13 protein-coding genes are annotated in these 16,360 nt (G+C 77.1%); 9 read left to right on the plus strand and 4 right to left on the minus strand.

Annotation, left to right across the window (positions count from 1 at the left end):
• Positions 1-4: 4 nt before the first annotated feature.
• The 6 genes from mtrB (at position 5) to secA (ending at position 9,732) form a co-directional block, all read left to right on the plus strand.
• Positions 5-1,765, plus strand: a complete 1,761-nt coding sequence (gene mtrB / locus FB586_RS11580) for an MtrAB system histidine kinase MtrB (RefSeq protein ID WP_136519447.1) — start codon at positions 5-7, stop codon at positions 1,763-1,765.
• Entirely contained in the window at positions 1,762-3,423 is a 1,662-nt protein-coding gene (locus FB586_RS11585) for an LpqB family beta-propeller domain-containing protein (protein ID WP_136519448.1), read from the plus strand. Before mtrB ends, FB586_RS11585 begins: the two co-directional genes overlap by 4 nt.
• A 104-nt stretch (positions 3,424-3,527) precedes the next feature.
• Complete coding sequence (locus FB586_RS11590; RefSeq protein WP_246036710.1) at positions 3,528-4,421, plus strand: ComF family protein; 894 nt, start codon at positions 3,528-3,530, stop codon at positions 4,419-4,421.
• A gap of 255 nt (positions 4,422-4,676) precedes the next feature.
• Positions 4,677-5,345 carry a ribosome hibernation-promoting factor, HPF/YfiA family gene (hpf, locus tag FB586_RS11595; protein ID WP_136519449.1) on the plus strand — a complete coding sequence of 223 codons (669 nt, stop codon included), beginning with the start codon at positions 4,677-4,679 and terminating at the stop codon, positions 5,343-5,345.
• 112 nt (positions 5,346-5,457) lie between these two features.
• Entirely contained in the window at positions 5,458-6,807 is a 1,350-nt protein-coding gene (locus FB586_RS11600; RefSeq protein WP_136519450.1) for a winged helix-turn-helix domain-containing protein, read from the plus strand.
• 117 nt (positions 6,808-6,924) lie between these two features.
• On the plus strand, positions 6,925-9,732 hold the full coding sequence (gene secA, locus FB586_RS11605; RefSeq protein ID WP_136519451.1) for a preprotein translocase subunit SecA: 2,808 nt from the start codon (positions 6,925-6,927) through the stop codon (positions 9,730-9,732).
• Between the two features lie 102 nt (positions 9,733-9,834).
• Here the strand turns inward: secA and FB586_RS20185 are convergent, their stop codons facing one another.
• From FB586_RS20185 to FB586_RS11620, 3 genes are all read right to left on the minus strand, one after another.
• On the minus strand, positions 9,835-11,391 hold the full coding sequence (locus tag FB586_RS20185; protein WP_136519452.1) for a GAF domain-containing protein: 1,557 nt from the start codon (positions 11,389-11,391) through the stop codon (positions 9,835-9,837).
• A 312-nt stretch (positions 11,392-11,703) separates the two neighbouring features.
• Positions 11,704-12,363, minus strand: coding sequence for an Rv3235 family protein (locus FB586_RS11615; RefSeq protein ID WP_136519453.1), 660 nt, complete (start codon positions 12,361-12,363; stop codon positions 11,704-11,706).
• On the minus strand, positions 12,360-13,313 hold the full coding sequence (locus FB586_RS11620) for a LysM peptidoglycan-binding domain-containing protein (RefSeq protein ID WP_136519454.1): 954 nt from the start codon (positions 13,311-13,313) through the stop codon (positions 12,360-12,362). Before FB586_RS11620 ends, FB586_RS11615 begins: the two co-directional genes overlap by 4 nt.
• Before the next feature lie 147 nt (positions 13,314-13,460).
• Between FB586_RS11620 and FB586_RS11625 the strand changes: the two genes are divergently transcribed.
• Positions 13,461-13,985: a hypothetical protein gene (locus FB586_RS11625; protein ID WP_136519455.1), complete on the plus strand. Its 525-nt coding sequence runs from the start codon at positions 13,461-13,463 to the stop codon at positions 13,983-13,985.
• 37 nt (positions 13,986-14,022) lie between these two features.
• Here the strand turns inward: FB586_RS11625 and FB586_RS11630 are convergent, their stop codons facing one another.
• Complete coding sequence (locus FB586_RS11630) at positions 14,023-14,250, minus strand: helix-turn-helix domain-containing protein (RefSeq protein ID WP_136519456.1); 228 nt, start codon at positions 14,248-14,250, stop codon at positions 14,023-14,025.
• A 187-nt stretch (positions 14,251-14,437) separates the two neighbouring features.
• Between FB586_RS11630 and FB586_RS11635 the strand changes: the two genes are divergently transcribed.
• Both FB586_RS11635 and FB586_RS11640 read left to right on the plus strand, forming a co-directional pair.
• The gene (locus tag FB586_RS11635) at positions 14,438-15,118 is read left to right on the plus strand and encodes an SAF domain-containing protein (RefSeq protein ID WP_136519457.1); all 681 of its coding nucleotides are present in this window, start codon (positions 14,438-14,440) and stop codon (positions 15,116-15,118) included.
• Between the two features lies 1 nt (position 15,119).
• On the plus strand, positions 15,120-16,352 hold the full coding sequence (locus FB586_RS11640) for a CpaE/TadZ family protein (protein WP_168800534.1): 1,233 nt from the start codon (positions 15,120-15,122) through the stop codon (positions 16,350-16,352).
• Positions 16,353-16,360 lie beyond the last annotated feature (8 nt).

The raw sequence follows: 16,360 nt of genomic DNA on the forward strand, positions 1-16,360 counted from the left end.
GGACGTGCGGGGGGTGAGCAGGAGCGGACGGCTCCGGCGGCTGCGGGTCGGCCGTCGGGTGCACGCCGTCGCGCGCTGGTGGCGCTCTTCGCTGCAGGTCCGCGTGCTCACCTCGACGCTCGCCATCGGGCTGGTCGCGCTCGCGCTCCTGGGCGTCTACGTGGGGGAGCGGATCGGCAACGGCCTGTTCGAGGCCCGGCTGCAGCAGGTGCTCGCCGAGAGCGCCCGCAGCACCCAGCAGGCGCAGGACCTGTTCACCTCCTCGACGGCGAGCACGCGACCCGACGTGCAGCAGCTGCTGAGCGACGTGACCACGACGCAGAGCGGCGGCGGGTCCGGTGAGCGCGACGTGTTCCTGCTGCGCGCACCGGGCCAGCGCGCCGCCGTCGAGGTGGGGGCGTTCGCGTCCAACCCCGACCTCGTCGACCTCGTCGGCCGGGAGCTGAAGGAGGCCACGGCGGGCGGCGGCCAGCAGTGGCAGTCCGTCGCGATCCCCGGGGAGGACGGGCGCGACGTGCCCGGCGTCCTCGTCGCGCAGGACGTCACCGTGCCGGTCGTCGGCCGGTACCAGATGTTCTTCCTCTACAGCCTGCAGCCGGAGCAGGAGCAGCTCGACTTCCTGCTCGGCACGCTCGCCCTCGCCGCGGCCGCGCTCGTGGTGCTGCTCGGTTCCATGACGTGGCTCGTCACGCGGCGCACCGTGCACCCGGTGCGCGCGGCCGCACAGGTCGCCGAGCGCCTCGCCGACGGGCACCTGTCGGAGCGGATGCCCGTGCGCGGCACGGACGAGATGGCCCGCCTCGCCCGCTCCTTCAACGAGATGGCGGCGGGCCTGCAGGACCAGATCCGCCGCATGGAGGAGCTGTCCACGCTGCAGCGCCGGTTCGTCTCCGACGTCTCCCACGAGCTGCGCACCCCGCTGACCACGATCCGCATGGCGGGCGAGGTCATCCACGCGTCCCGGGACGACTTCGACCCCGCGGCCAAGCGCTCGGCGGAGCTGCTGCAGACCCAGCTCGACCGGTTCGAGGACCTGCTCGCCGACCTGCTCGAGATCAGCCGGTTCGACGCGGGGGCCGCCGTGCTCGACGCCGAGCGCCGCGACGTCCGCGACGTCGTGGTCCAGGCCGTCGAGCACGCGGTCGCGCTCGCGCAGCGACGGGGGTCCTGGCTCAGCGTGCGCCTCCCCGAGAAGCCCGCGGACGCGGACCTCGACCCCCGCCGGGTGGAGCGGGTCCTGCGCAACCTGCTCGTGAACGCCGTCGAGCACGCCGACGGCAGCGTGGTCGAGGTGACCGTCGGCGCCGACGCCCGCGCGGTCGCCGTCACCGTCCGCGACCACGGCGTCGGCATGACGCCCCAGGAGGCCGCGCACGTCTTCGACCGGTTCTGGCGCGCCGACCCGGCCCGGGCCCGCACCACGGGCGGCACCGGCCTCGGCCTCGCGATCTCGCTCGAGGACGCCCACCTGCACGGCGGGCAGCTCGAGGCGTGGGGGCGACCGGGCCGCGGCGCCTGCTTCCGCCTCACGCTGCCACGCCGTGCCGGCATCCGGCTCGAGGGCTCGCCCCTGCCGCTCGTGCCGGAGGAGGCGCCGGAGCGCGCCGACGCGCCGCCGCGACCGCGCACGGACCCCGCGGCCCTGCCCGAGCTGCCGGCGATGACCGGGGAGATCGCGGTCGTGGGCGACCTGCGGGACCCCGCCCGCGCGGAGCTGCAGGACCGGGTCGGGCACGCGGCGCCCCGCCGGGGAGGTGCCACGTGAGCACCGGCGTGCCCCGTCGTGCGCGTGCCGCCGCGGCCCTCGTCGCCGTCGCGGCGCTCGCGGGCTGCGTGGCGCTGCCGACCTCGGGCCCGGTCACGGCCGGGGACGGGCGGGTGCGCGAGCCCCAGGGTGTCGTCGTGCTGGCGCAGGGACCCCAGGCGGACGCCGGTCCTGCGGAGATCGTCGAGGGCTTCCTGCTCGCGGGCGCCGCGGAGGTGACCGGCGACTTCGGGGTCGCCCGCGAGTACCTCGTCGGCGACGCGCGCGAGGAGTGGGACCCGACGGCGGGCGCGGTCGTGGCCGGCAGCCGCCGGTTCGAGGTGACCGGCGACGCGCAGGTGAGCGTCGAGCTGGCCGTGCAGGGCAAGGTCGACGGGGGCGGCCGGTTCACGGAGACCTCCGCCGACACGCGCGAGTCGCTGCGCTTCGAGCTCGTCGAGGACGCGGACGGGGACTGGCGCATCGCCCACGCCCCGGACGGCCTGGTCCTGACGCCCGCGAACCTGGACCAGCAGTACCGCCAGGCGACCCTCTGGTTCCTCACGCTCGACGCGGAGGCGCTCGTGCCCGAGGTCCGCTGGTTCCCGCGGCGCAACCTCGAGACCGCGATCGTCAAGGCGCTGCTCGTCGGCCCCTCGCCGTGGCTGCGCGACGCCGTCCGCACCGCCGTGCCCGCGGGCGTCGAGCTCAAGCCGGAGGCCGTGGTCGTCGAGGACGGCGTGGCGGAGGTGTCGCTGCAGCCGGCGCAGCTCGTGCAGGAGGCCGACCGCGGTCTCCTCCTGGCCCAGCTCGAGCGCTCCCTCGCGCCGTGGGGCGTGTCGTCGGTGCGCGTGCGCGCCGGCACCGTGCTGCTCGACAGCGGGGCCGCCGCGCTGCCGACGCCGGCACCCGGCGGGCTCGAGGTGCTGTCCGCCGGACGCGTGCTCGCGTTCAGCGACGGCCAGACAGTGCCGGTGGCCGACCTCGCCCCGGTGGCCGGTGCGGCGCCGCAGGGGCTCGCGCGGGGCGTGACGGGGCCGCGCGTCGCGCTGTCCGACCCCGGGACGCTCGTCACCGTGCCGCAGGCGGGGGAGCCGGTCGAGGTGCTCGCGTCGGGCGCCGCGCTCGCGGTGCCGTCGGTCGACCGCCACGGCTGGGTCTGGACCGCGCGGTCGGCCACGGCGGCGCCGCTCGTCGTGACGCGGCCGGGCGGGCCGGTCCTCGACGTCACGGGGGACTGGCTGACCGGGCGGACCGTCGAGGCGCTGCGGGTCTCGCCCGAGGGCACCCGCGTCGCCGTGGTGTCGACCGGTGCGGACGGCGTGACGCTCGACGTCGCGGGGGTCGTCCGGGACGACTCGGGCACGCCACGGCTGCTCGGTCCCCCGGTGCGGGTCGGCGCGCAGGTCGTGCCCACGACGTCCGTCGTGTGGGCGGACGACGACCGGCTGGCGGTGCTCACCGAGGACGAGGCGGGCACCGTGCCGTACCTGGTGCCGCTCTCCGGGCGCAGCACGCCGCTGCCGGCGGTCCCCGACGCGGTCGCGCTCGCGGCCGGCCGGGGCGAGCGGGCGCTGCACGTGGTGACGTCGGACGGCGAGCTGCTCCGGTACGACGGCCGCACCTGGGTGGCCGTCTCCGGCGTCACCGGGGTCACCGGCGCCGCGTTCCCCGGCTGACGGGCGGGCCGCGAGCCGCCCCCAGCCCGCCCTCGTCCGGGGCGCGTCCCCTGTGCCGGGCGCACGGGACCCGCTCGGCACCCGCCCGCCGCGATGCTGACGACGTGATCCCGCAGCTCCCGCCCGCACCGCCGAGTCGCGCCGCGACGCCCGTCGGTGCGCCGGCCGGTGCGGCGGCGCTCCGGGTCGCGCGCGCGGCGCTGGCCGACCTGCTCGGGCTCGTCGTCCCGGTGTCGTGCGCGGGGTGCGGCCTCGAGGACGTGCCGTGGTGCGCGCCCTGCGCCGACCTGCTCACCGCGCCGCCCGTCCGCTGCGAGCGGGCGGCGCCGCGGCTGGACCTCGTCGACCGGGTGCTGGTGCCGGTGTGGGCGCTCGCGCCGTACGCGGGTCCCGTGCGGACCGCCGTCGGGGCCTGGAAGGACGGCGGCCGTGCCGACCTCGACCGCCCGTTCGCCACGGCCCTGGCGTGTGGCGCCCCGCACGTGGTCCCGGCGCTCCCTCCGTCAGGGGGGCCCGCCGGACCGCGCGCCGTGCCGGGTCCGGCGGTGGGCGCCGCACCGGCCCCATCCGACGCGCCCGTCCTGGTGGTGCCGGTGCCCTCGGCCGCCGCCGCCCACCGCCGGCGGGGTCGTGCGCCCGTGGACGCGCTCGCGCGGGGCCTCGCGGCGGGCCTCACGGCCTCCGGGCGCCCGGCGGTGCCCGCCCGCGTCCTGGTGCGGCGCGGCGGTGCCGACCTCGCGGGGCTGGGCGCACGTGCCCGCGTGCGCGCGCTGGACGGCCGCGTCCGGCTGCGCCGGGCCGCGGCGGTCCGCGGTCGCGACGTCGTCCTGGTCGACGACGTGCTGACGACCGGCGCGACGCTCGCCGCGTGCGTCCGCGCGCTGCGTGCCGCCGGCGCCCGGGTGCCGTGCTGCTGCGTCCTCGCGGCGACGCCGGCGCCCTCGGACCGCTCGCCGCCGGCGGCCGGGGGTGGCACGGCCGCGCACGACCCGGCGTGACGAAGGTCCCGGTGGACGGCCCGCCCGCCGCGCGGCGCGCGCGGGTCACCCGAAGGGGGGCCGGCGACATGCGGGAGGGGCACACCCGGCGATAGCGTGGGTGCCTGGGAACGACGCCCCGCACCCTCGTCCTCGCAGGTCGGGCGGGCGGGTGGCGAGGAGGTGATGCCGCCCCGGGTCCCGTTCGGGGCCCCCGATCGCACGTCCCGCCCGGGCGGGGTCGAACCCCGCCCCTGACCTCCCCAGGAGGCCCCCATGGAGATCGTGGTCGCCGGCCGGCGCACCGAGGTGTCCCCGCGGTATCGCGCACACCTCGAGAACAAGCTCGCCAAGGTCGAGCAGCTGGCCCCCCGCGCCCAGCGCGTCGACGTCATCGTGTCGCACGAGCCCAATCCCCGGCAGTCGGACAGCAGCGAGAGGGTCGAGATCACCGTCGTCGACAAGGGCCCGGTGATCCGCGCCGAGGCCTGTGCCGACGACGCGTACGCCGCCCTCGACCTCGCGCTCGGACGGTTGCAGGAGCGGCTGCGGCGAGCACGGGACCGGCGCAAGGCGCACCGCAACCACGCTCCTGCGGGCCCCGCGGAGGTGCTCCCCGCCGAGGAGGCGGGCGACACGGTCGGCGACGTGCCGGTACCGGCCGCGGAGCCGGCGCCGACGGCCGGTGAGGACGGCGTGACGGAGACGACGCTCGGGGACTCCCCGGTCGTCATCCGGGAGAAGGTCCACCACGCCGCACCCATGACCGTCGACGACGCGCTCTACGAGATGGAGATGGTCGGGCACGACTTCTTCCTCTTCATCGACGCGGAGACGGCCCAGCCGGCGGTCGCCTACCGGCGTCGCGGCTGGAGCTACGGCGTCATCAAGCTCGACTCGGCCGTCCGGACGGCGGGGTCGGGCACGGAGGCTGCCGCGGGCTGAGCCCGGGCGCCGCGGGAGGCGTGGCACGACGCACGGGGCGGTGGTCGCACGCGGTGCGGCCGCCGCCCCGTGCCGCGCGGCCGGTGTCGGACGGGCGCGGCAGGATGCGGCCATGACCCACGAGCCCCCGGGTGCGGCCGTGCGCCGGGCCGCCCGTCCGCCCGTCGGCGAGCGCCTCACCGTCGCGCAGGTGCGGCGGGCCGCGCTGCGCGCGTCGGGCCTCGACCGGCCGCGGGCCGAGCGTGCCGCACCGGCGGACGGCCGGGGGCTGACCACGGTCGTCGACCGGCTCGGGCTGCTGCAGATCGACTCGGTGAACGTGCTGGCGCGCGCCCACCTCGTCCCCGTCTACTCGCGGGTCGGTCCCTGGGACGTCACGGCGCTCGACCGCGCCGCCGGCAGGGCGCCGCGCCGCCTCGTCGAGACGTGGGCGCACGAGGCGTCGTTCGTGCCGCCCGCGACGTTCCGCGACCTGGGGTTCAAGCACGAGCGCCTGCGCGCGCAGGCGCAGCGCCGCGGGGTGCACATCCACGGCGTGCCGATCGACCGCGCCCCCGAGGTGGCGGAGGTGCGCGCGCTCGTCGACGCGCACGGTCCCGTCACGGCGCGCGAGGCGCACGCACTGATGGGGGCCCGGCACGCGCGCCCCACGGACCACTGGGGGTGGAACTGGACGGTCGCGAAGCGCGCGCTGGAGTACCTGTTCGACGTCGGGGAGCTGACCTCGGCGGGGCGCAACGCGCAGTTCGAGCGGCGCTACGACCGCGCCGACCGCGTGCTGCCCGCGGCCGTGCTGCAGCGCCCCGCGCCGGACGAGGCGACCGCGCGCCGGCGGCTCGCGGCGATCGCGGCCCGCGCCCACGGCGTCGCCACCGTGCGCACCCTCGCGGACCACTGGCGGACGCGGGTCGACAGCACCCAGACGGCCGTGGACGAGCTGGTCGAGGACGGCGTCCTCGTGCCGGTCGAGGTCGAGGGGTGGACGGCGCGGGCGTACCGGCACCGCGACGCGACCGTCCCCCGGCGCGCCACGGGGCGGGCGCTGCTCAGCCCGTTCGACCCCCTGGTGTGGGAGCGGGCGCGCACCGAGGCCCTGTTCGGCCTGCGCTACCGCATCGAGATCTACGTGCCCGCGCAGCAGCGGGTGTGGGGCTACTACGTCCTGCCGTTGCTGCTGGGGGACCGGCTCGCCGCGCTGGTCGACCTCAAGGCCGACCGGGCCACGGGCGTGCTGCGCGTCGCCGCGGCGCACCTCGCGCCGCCCGGCGCCCGGGGAGACCTCGACGCGGGCACGGTCGCCCACGAGCTGGCGGCCGAGCTGCGCACGCTCGCGGCCTGGCTGGACCTCGGCGACGTGCTCGCCCAGGGCGCGGCGGGGGACCTCGCCGCGGCGCTCGCGGGCGCGCTCGCACGGCGCCCGGATCCCGGGGAGCCCGCCCTGCCGTCGCACGCGGGCCGGTGACCGGCGCCCCACAGCGTCGCGTCGCTCGCCTACGATGGTCGGGCCCGGCCGAGCGGCCGGGACACGGACCGCCCCGGCGCCGCGCGCGGACGGGGCGCAGCACGTCGGGAGAGATGCGTGACGGCGATCCTCGAGAAGGTCCTCCGGCTCGGCGAGGGACGGGTCCTCAAGAAGCTCTCCGGCATCGCCGCGCAGGTCAACGCCCTGGAGGACAGCTTCACCTCGCTGTCGGACGCCGAGCTGCGCGAGGAGACCGACCGCTTCCGGGCCCGGCTCGCCGACGGCGAGACGGTCGACGACCTGCTGGCCGAGGCGTTCGCGGCGGTGCGCGAGGCGTCGCGGCGCACGCTCGGCCTGCGGCACTTCGACGTCCAGCTGATGGGCGGCGCGGCCCTGCACCTGGGGAACATCGCGGAGATGCGCACCGGTGAGGGCAAGACGCTCGTCGCCACCGCGCCCGCCTACCTCAACGCGCTGTCGGGCAAGGGCGTGCACGTCGTCACCGTGAACGACTACCTCGCCGGGTACCAGGCCGACCTGATGGGCCGTGTCTACCGGTTCCTCGGCCTGACGACCGGCACGATCCTCGCGAACATGACGCCGGCGCAGCGCCGCGAGCAGTACGCCGCCGACATCACCTACGGCACGAACAACGAGTTCGGCTTCGACTACCTGCGCGACAACATGGCGTGGAGCGTCGACGACCTCGTCCAGCGCGGCCACCACTTCGCGATCGTCGACGAGGTCGACTCGATCCTCATCGACGAGGCGCGCACGCCGCTGATCATCTCCGGGCCCGCGTCCGGCGACGCCAACCGCTGGTACGGCGAGTTCGCCAAGGTCGTGCGCCGGCTCGAGCGCGAGCGCGACTACGAGGTCGACGAGAAGAAGCGCACCGTCGGCGTGCTGGAGCCGGGCATCGAGCGGGTCGAGGACTACCTCGGCATCGACAACCTGTACGAGTCGCTCAACACCCCGCTGATCGGCTTCCTCAACAACGCCATCAAGGCGAAGGAGCTGTTCAAGCGCGACAAGGACTACGTCGTGATGAACGGCGAGGTGCTCATCGTCGACGAGCACACGGGCCGCATCCTGCCCGGCCGCCGGTACAACGAGGGCATGCACCAGGCCATCGAGGCCAAGGAGGGCGTGGCGATCAAGGCGGAGAACCAGACGCTCGCCACGATCACGCTGCAGAACTACTTCCGCCTCTACACCAAGCTCGCGGGCATGACCGGTACGGCCGAGACCGAGGCCGCCGAGTTCCAGGGCACGTACAAGCTCGGCGTCGTGCCGATCCCAACGAACCGGCCGATGGTCCGCATCGACCAGAAGGACCTGGTCTACAAGGCCGAGGAGGGCAAGTTCGACGCCGTCGTCGCCGACATCGTCGAGCGGCACGCGAAGGGCCAGCCCGTGCTCGTCGGCACGACCAGCGTCGAGAAGTCGGAGCTGCTGTCCTCGAAGCTGAAGAAGCAGGGCGTCCCGCACGAGGTGCTCAACGCCAAGCAGCACGCGCGCGAGGCGGCGATCGTGGCGCAGGCCGGGCGCAAGGGCGCCGTGACCGTCGCGACGAACATGGCCGGTCGTGGCACGGACATCATGCTGGGCGGCAACGCCGAGTTCATGGCGGTCGCCGAGCTGGCCGAGCGCGGCCTGGACCCGGCCGAGAACGCGGAGGAGTACGAGGCCGCCTGGCCGGACGCGCTCGCGAAGGCGAAGGCGGCGGTGGCGGCCGAGCACGACGAGGTCGTCGAGCTCGGGGGCCTGTACGTCCTCGGCACCGAGCGGCACGAGTCGCGCCGCATCGACAACCAGCTGCGCGGCCGGTCCGGCCGTCAGGGCGACCCGGGCGAGTCCCGGTTCTACCTGTCGATGCAGGACGACCTCATGCGGCTGTTCAACTCGGGCCTGGCGGAGTCGATGATGACCCGCGCCGGCTTCCCGGACGACATGCCGCTGGAGTCGAAGATCGTCACGCGCGGCATCCAGTCGGCGCAGGCGCAGGTCGAGGCGCGCAACTTCGAGATCCGCAAGAACGTCCTGAAGTACGACGACGTGCTCTCGCGCCAGCGTGAGGTCATCTACGAGCAGCGCCGCCGCGTGCTCGAGGGCGAGGACCTGCAGGAGCAGCTCGTGCACTTCCGCACGGACGTGCTCACGGACTACGTCGCCTCGGCGACGGCCGAGGGGCGCCCGGAGGAGTGGGACCTGGACGCGCTGTGGACGGCGCTCAAGGCGGTGTACCCGGTCTCCATCACCCCGGAGGAGGTCGTGGAGCAGGCGGGCGGCGCGACGCGGCTGTCGACCGAGCTGCTCACCCGTGAGGTGCTCTCGGACGCCGAGCACGCCTACGCCGAGCGTGAGGACCAGCTCGGTGCCGAGAACATGCGCCAGCTCGAGCGGCGCGTCGTGCTGTCGGTCCTCGACCGCAAGTGGCGCGAGCACCTCTACGAGATGGACTACCTCAAGGAGGGCATCGGGCTGCGGGCGATGGCCCAGCGCGACCCGCTGGTCGAGTACCAGCGCGAGGGCTTCCAGCTGTTCAACGCGATGACGGACGCCATCAAGGAGGAGTCGGTCGCGTACCTGTTCAACCTCGAGGTGCAGGTCGCGCCCGCCGAGGGCGCCGAGGGTGCGGACAGCGCGTCGCCCGTGGTCAGCGTGGAGTCGGCGGCTGCCGCGGCCGGGAGCGCGGGTGCCGCCGCGACGGCGTCCCGCCCCGCCGCGCAGCCCGCCGGCAAGCTCGTCGCCAAGGGCATCGACGGGCCCGCGCAGCGGACCCCGCTGCAGTACACCGCGCCGTCCACCGACGGCGACAACGGCGTCGTCACCCGCCGCGAGGGCGGCGGCGCGGCGGCGTCGAGCGGTGACGGCGCGAACCGCGCCGACCGGCGCAAGGCCGCCAAGCAGCGCAAGCGCTGAGCGTCCGGGTGCCCGCCCGCGGTCGTCCGCGGGCGGGCACCGGGCCGGGTCGCCGCCGGGGCCGGGGGAGCGTCGCGCCGGTGGGCGGCGCCGTCGGTGCCGTCAGGCGACGATCGACCGCGTCACGGCGAGCTGCTCGGTCAGCACGGAGCTGATCACGTCCTGGGTGCCGTTGATCCGCTCGACGACCTCGCGGATGTGGGCGAGCGCGGACACGGCCGTCGCCGCCTGCCGCTGCACCTCCGCGACCTTCTCGCCGACCTCCGTCGTGGCGCGCGCCGTCTCGTTGGCGAGCTCCTTCACCTCGTGCGCGACGACCGCGAAGCCCCGTCCCGCCGCGCCCGCCCGGGCGGCCTCGATCGTCGCGTTGAGCGCGAGCAGGTGGGTCTGCGCGGCGATGGTCCCGATGGTCTGCACCACCTGGCCGATCTCCTCACTGGACCGCCCGAGGCCCGCGACGTCGCGGTCGGCCGTGACGACGAGGTCCTGCCCCTCCGCCGCGACCGACGTCGCCGACAGGACGTTCCGCTCGACCTCCTCGATGGACGTGAGGAGCTCGTGCCGGGCGGTCCGGAGGCGGTCGGCGGCGGTGAAGCGCGCGAGCGCCTGCGCGACGAGGTAGGCGGTGTCCTGCAGCGCGCGTCGCCGTCCGGCGGTGAGCTCGAGCCGCTCGAGGACGAAGAAGTCCATGGTCCCGACGACGCGTCCGTCGACGACGATGGGCAGGCACACCCCCGACTGCACGCCGGCGGCGCGGGCGGCGGGGGCGCGGACGCAGTCCGTGACCTCGGCGAGGTCCGGGACGAACACGAGCTCCCGGGCGCGCCACGCGCGTCCGGCCAGTCCGACGCCCTCGGCGAAGGTCGACCGGTGCGTCACGGCGCGGAACTCCTCGCCGGCGTCGCCGGACTCCTGCACGAAGCGGAGCACCTGGTGCGCCTCGTCGACGGCCCAGTACGAGGCGTACGCCCACCCGAAGCCGGTGCGGATCGTGTCGAGCGCCCGGGTCAGCGCGTCCTGCACGCTCGTCCCCGAGGTGACGGCGTGCAGGACGGCGGTGCTCGCCGCGGTCTCGCGTGCCGCCTCCGACTGGCGAGCGGCCACGACCAGCCGCTCGAGCGCCTGCGACGTCACCGTCCCGACCGCCTCGAGGGCCGCGCGCCGTTCGGGGGAGAGGTCGAGGACCTCCGAGGTGAAGAAGTCCATCGTGCCGATGACGTCGCCCTCGACGAGCAGCGGCACGCACACGCCGGCCCGGATCCCGACGCGCCGGGCGGCGGGCGCCCGGACGCAGTCCTGCAGCTCGCCCAGGTCGGGCACCGCGACCAGCGCCCGGCTGCGCCACGCCCGCCCGGCGAGGCCGACGCCCTCGGCGAAGGTCGCCTCCCGCGTGATCCGCCGGAAGTCCTCGCCGGCGTCGCCGGACTCGGCGACGAACCGGAGCACGCCCGCGACCGCGTCGACGCTCCAGGCCGAGGCGTACGCCCACCCGAGCTGCTCGCGCACGACGGCGACGGCTGCACCCAGGGCTGCGCGCACGTCCCCGACGTCCTCGAGGGCGCGTACGAGCCGGGTGACGGCGTGCACGTCGGCGCGTGCCGCCGCGGACTCGGCGGTGAGGCGGGCGATGTCGGACCGCAGTGCGGCGGAGCGGAGCATGGCGGGGTTCCTCGTGGCGGTCGTCGCCGGTTCGTGGCCGGCGTGGGAGCGCTCCCGACGAGGAGCCGCGACGTGCCCCCGCGGCCTCCCTGGACGCGACCGCCGGTCGGCGGTGCGCTGCCCAGCATCGGCCGGGCCGCCGCGCGGCGCCCGGTGAGGTCGGAGCCGACGAGCACGATCATCCGTCCGGCCGAGCAGCAGCACGGGCGTACCGGACGGACCGGCGGGGAACGCCGGACCCGGACGGGTGGCACCGTCACCGGTGTCGTAGCCGCGCACGACAGCGACAGCGACAGCGGAGGCGGGCCGGCATCAGCCGATCTCGAGCGTGGTCGCCCGCCACGTGCCCCGGTGCGCCTCGAGCCGGAGCGCGACCGCGCGCACCCGGGCGCCGTCGTCGACGACGAGGCACGCCTCGGCCGTCCGGTCGTCGATCGTGCACACACGCACCCGGCGCACCTGCGGCCGGCGTGCCGAGGTGGGACGGGCTGCCGCCCGCGTCAGGGTCGCGCGCTCCTGGACCGCGAGCAGGACGCCGGGCGTGAGCCACCGCGCCAGCTGGCCGGCGGGCCGCCGCCCGAGGACCACCTCGACGCAGGCCAGGCCGACGCCGTGGGCGAACCGTGCCGCGTCCACGGCGGGTGCGGGCCCCGGCCCGTCGTCGGCCGTCTCCACGAGCAGCGCACGGTCGCTCGCCACCAGCCGCAGGCGCTCCCCGACGGCCGTCGGCGGGGACAGCGGCCGCTCGGCGCGGGGACGGGCGGGGGCCGGCAGCGCGGGGACGAGGCGCAGCCGCGGGGCGGGCCGCCGTTCCGGGCGTCCGTGGCCCGCCGCGCTGCTGCCGTGGAGCGCACGAGCGTCCGGGGCAGCGGTGGCGGAACCGCGTGGCCGCGCCGGCGGGGCCAGCGCGCGCAGCGCCGCCTCCAGCACGGTCGCGTCGGCCGAGTCCTCCAGCAGCGTGGTCATGGTCATCGGGTGCTCCCGTCGAGGTCGGCAGGCACGACGAGCACCTGACCGGGGCGGATGTGGTCGGGGTCGGGCCCCACGGCTGCGGCGTTGGCCGCGTACCAGGCCGGCCAGGCCGCGGCGACGGCCGCGTCGGGCGCGTCCGGACCCAGGTGCCGTGCGGCGATCGCCCAGAGCGTGTCCCCGTCCTGGACGACGACGGTCCCGGGCGCCGGTGCGTGCGCGAGGTCGGTCGCAGCGGAGGCCGGGGGTGGCGACGTCGGCACGTCCGTGGTGGGCACGGGGTCCGCCGGCGCGGGGACGACCGTGCCGGGGTCGGGGGGCGACGGCGGGTCCGTCGCTCCTGACGTCGTGCCGGCCGGCCGGGGAGCGACTGCCTCCGGGGACGGCGTGTCGGCGTCGGCCGGCGCGGGGACCACCGTGTCCGTCACCGCTTCCGGGGAGGGCTCGGGCGGCGCGGGCGAGGAGGCGGGGGCGGGCGCGGCGACGTCGAGCGCGGGGGCCGTCGGCGCCGGCGTCCCGGCGGTGGGCGCCCAGCCGAGGTCGAGCACCTCGGCCGGAGGCGGCGGGAGGGGGGCGGCGTGGGCGCCCGTGGCCGCGCCGGCCCCGACGGCGGCGGCCACGGCCAGCGTCAGCCCGCGGCGCACGAGTGCGGGCGCCCAGCGTCGCACCGCGTCCTCGCCGCGGACCCAGGCCCGGCCGCCGGCGCGGGCGACGAGGCAGGTCGCGGCGAGCGCCGCGGAGACCGCCACCCAGGCCGCGGCCAGGGCCCCGACGACCAGGACCGCCGCACCCACCACGGCGTCCGGCCGCCACGGACCGGACGGTGCGAGGACCTGGGACGCGTGCAGCGCGAGGACGAGCGCGGCGACCGCGGCCAGGGCGCTGCCGACCAGGAGCAGGACCGCCGCGCCGACGGTGCGCGCCGGTGCCGAGGTGGTGCGGGGAAGGGTCACGTCCGGTCCTCACGATCGTGCAGTTTGATGTCGTTTGATGCAGGAAGGGTGCCGTAGACAGGCACGGCGGCGCCAGGTCTGTCCACAGATGTCCGATCCGTGGTGCGGCGGTGCTCCTCCGTGCGCGGCTCGCTACGGTCCCGTCCCATGCGGTGGGAGCGGCTGTTCGCCGACCTCGAGGGGCAGCTCGCGGCCGGCGCCGCCGCCCAGGGCCGGTGGGACGTCGCCGACCTCGTCCGGGCGGAGCGTGCCGGCGTGCGGCTCGTCGACCGCGTGCGGGCCGCCGCCGGCACGACGGTGCGCCTCACGCTGGCCGACGCGGGCGAGCCGGTGGAGGGCGAGCTGCTCGAGGTCGGCACCGACTGGGTGCTGGTGGCCCTGTCCGAGCGGCGCCGGGCGCTCGTCCCGCTGTCCGCCGTCGACGCGCTCGCGGCCGTGCCGGCGGCCGTCGCGCCGCCGGCCGGTCCCGTGGAGCGGGCGCTCGGCCTCGGTCACGCCCTGCGCGCCCTCGCCCGCGACCGTGCCACGGTGCGGGTGCGCACCCGTGGGGGTGTCGTCAGCGGGCGCGTCGAGCGCGTGGGCGCCGACCACGTGGACCTGACCCCGCAGCACGGTGCCGCACGCGCCACGACGGTGCCGTTCTCGGCCGTGTGCGCGGTGGTGTCCGCATGACCGGGACGCCGGCACCGGGGCGGGCAGGCCGCGGGCCTCAGCGCGAGGCGTCCCCCGTGGCCGCCTGGTGCGAGTTGCGGGCTCTGGTCTCGGCGTACATCCGCTCGATGTACTTCTCGAGCTCGCTCGCCTCGACGCGCCACTGCAGCCGGCCGCCGATCTGGATGGCCGGGAGGTCGCCGGACCGCACGAGCGCGTACGCCTGCGGGGCCGAGATGTTGAGGATCTCGGACACGTCGGCGAGCGTCAGGAAGCGCGGGGCCATGTCGGCAGTGTGGCACGCAGCGGTCCGTCCGCCGCGTCGTCCACAGGCGGCCGCCGCGCACCCGCACGGGCCTCCCGCGGTCGGCCACACTCGCCCTGCGCAGCGGCCGGCCGCCCGCGTCTGACGCCGCGTTCGACACCCCCCGCCCGCGCCCTGCGCGCTCCCCCCGACGACGTGGAGGACCCCGATGGAGACCCCCGTGCTGGACCTGCCCGCGCCCGTGGCGGCGCGCCTGCGCCGTCCGGGCTGGCGCGACCCCCGGCTCCTCGTCGGCGTCGTGCTCGTCGCGGCGTCGGTGGCGCTGGGCAGCTGGGCGGTCGGCGCCGCGCAGCGGACCGTCCCGGTCTGGGTGGCGCGCGACGTGCTCGCCCCGGGCGACACGCTGCGGGCCTCCGACCTCGTGGTCGCCGACGTCCGCCTCGGCGTCGCCGGCGACGACTACCTGCGCGCCGACGGCGACCTCCCGCAGGACCGGGTGGTGCTGCGGACCGTCGGGGCCGGCGAGCTCGTCCCGGCCGGGGCCGTCGGGTCCGCCGACGCGCTCGACGTCCGCCCGGTGGCCGTCCCGCTCGAGGGTCCGCCCTCGCGTGACCTGGTCGCGGGCGCGGCCGTGGACGTCTGGTGGACGCCGGCGGAGGCGGACGCGCCGGCAGCGGCGCAGGACCAGGGCGCGGCGACGCCGGAGCCCCGTCAGCTGGCCTCGGCCCTGACGGTCGCGGAGGTCAGCGCACCGGACGGCGGGTTCGGACCCGGTGGTGGTCGGACGGTGCACGTGCTCGTCCCGGTGGACGAGCTGCCCGGCGTGCTCGGCGCGCTGGCCGGCGACGGCGTGGTCGACCTCGTCCCGGTGCCGGGCAGCGGGGGCTGACGTGGGCGTCGGGGTGCTGTGCGCGGTGCAGGGCGCCGCCGAGTCGGCCATCGTGCAGGCCGTGGAGGGCTCGGGCGGACGGCTGTCCGTCACACGCCGGTGCGCGGACCTCACCGAGCTCCTGGCCGCGGCGGAGGCCGGCCTGGGCGGCGTCGCCGTGGTGTCCGCCGACCTGGACCGCCTCGACCGTGAGGCCGTCGCGGAGCTGCACCGCTGCGGCGTGCGCGTGGTCGCCCTCGGCGACCCGACCCGGCCCTGGCTCGCCGAGCGGCTGACCGCGCACGGGGCCGACGTCGTCGTGGAGGTGCCGGCCGACGCCGACGCGGTGGTGCGCGAGGCGCTCGGCGTGCTCGCCGGTGCGGCCCCGGCCCGCCCCGCCCCGGAGGCCGGGCGCGAGCCCGTCCTGCGTCGCGGTGCGACCGTCGCGGTGTGGGGCCCGACCGGCGCCCCCGGCCGGACCTTCCTCGCGGTCAACCTGGCCGCGGAGCTCGCGGTGCTGGACCACGACGTGCTCCTCGTCGACGCGGACACGTACGGCGGCGTGGTCGCCCAGGTGCTGGGCGTGCTCGACGAGTCGCCGGGTCTCGCCGCGGCGGCGCGTGCCGCGGGTCAGGGCACCCTGGACCTGCCGACGCTGGCGCGGCTCGCGCCGGTCGTGCTCCCGCGCCTGCGTCTGCTCACGGGGCTGTCCCGTGCCGACCGGTGGCCGGAGATCCCGGCGTCGTCGACGGAGGAGGTGCTGCGGGTCGGCCGGGGGGTCGCCGACGTGACGGTGGTCGACACGGGGTTCTGCCTCGAGCAGGACGAGGTGCTGAGCTACGACACGCACGCACCCGCCCGCAACGCCGCGACGATCACCGCGCTCGAGCAGGCCGACCTCGTGGTGGTCGTGGGGGCGGCCGACCCGGTGGGCGTCCAGCGCCTCGTGCGCGCGCTGGGCGAGCTCACGGACGCGGGGCTGGCACCGGACCGGATGGTCGTGGTGAACCGGTTGCGGCCGACCGTGGCCGGGGTGCGTCCCGCGGACGCCGTGACCGCGGCCCTGGCGCGGTACGCGGGGGTCCGCGACGCCGTCCTCGTCCCCGACGACCGGGCGGCCGTCGACGCCGCGCTGCTCGAGGGGAGGGCGCTGCGGGAGATCGCCCCGGGGTCGCCGGCGCGGCGCAGCGTGGCCGCGCTGGCCGAGCGCGTGGCGGCGCGCGTCCTGGCGGAGTTGCGCGTGCCCGTCGCGTGACGGCCGCG

The organism is Cellulomonas telluris, from assembly GCF_004886325.1.
GTDB lineage: Bacteria > Actinomycetota > Actinomycetes > Actinomycetales > Cellulomonadaceae > Cellulomonas > Cellulomonas telluris.

What these genes read in the sequence shown, in the direction of transcription:
- hpf (WP_136519449.1), top strand. Translation starts at nt 4,677, where the DNA reads ATGGAGATCGTGGTCGCCGGCCGGCGCACCGAGGTGTCCCCGCGGTAT.
- FB586_RS11600 (WP_136519450.1), top strand. Translation starts at nt 5,458, where the DNA reads ATGACCCACGAGCCCCCGGGTGCGGCCGTGCGCCGGGCCGCCCGTCCG.
- FB586_RS20185 (WP_136519452.1), bottom strand. Translation starts at nt 11,391, where the DNA reads ATGCTCCGCTCCGCCGCACTGCGGTCCGACATCGCCCGCCTCACCGCC.
- FB586_RS11615 (WP_136519453.1), bottom strand. Translation starts at nt 12,363, where the DNA reads ATGACCATGACCACGCTGCTGGAGGACTCGGCCGACGCGACCGTGCTG.
- FB586_RS11625 (WP_136519455.1), top strand. Translation starts at nt 13,461, where the DNA reads ATGCGGTGGGAGCGGCTGTTCGCCGACCTCGAGGGGCAGCTCGCGGCC.
- FB586_RS11630 (WP_136519456.1), bottom strand. Translation starts at nt 14,250, where the DNA reads ATGGCCCCGCGCTTCCTGACGCTCGCCGACGTGTCCGAGATCCTCAAC.
- FB586_RS11635 (WP_136519457.1), top strand. Translation starts at nt 14,438, where the DNA reads ATGGAGACCCCCGTGCTGGACCTGCCCGCGCCCGTGGCGGCGCGCCTG.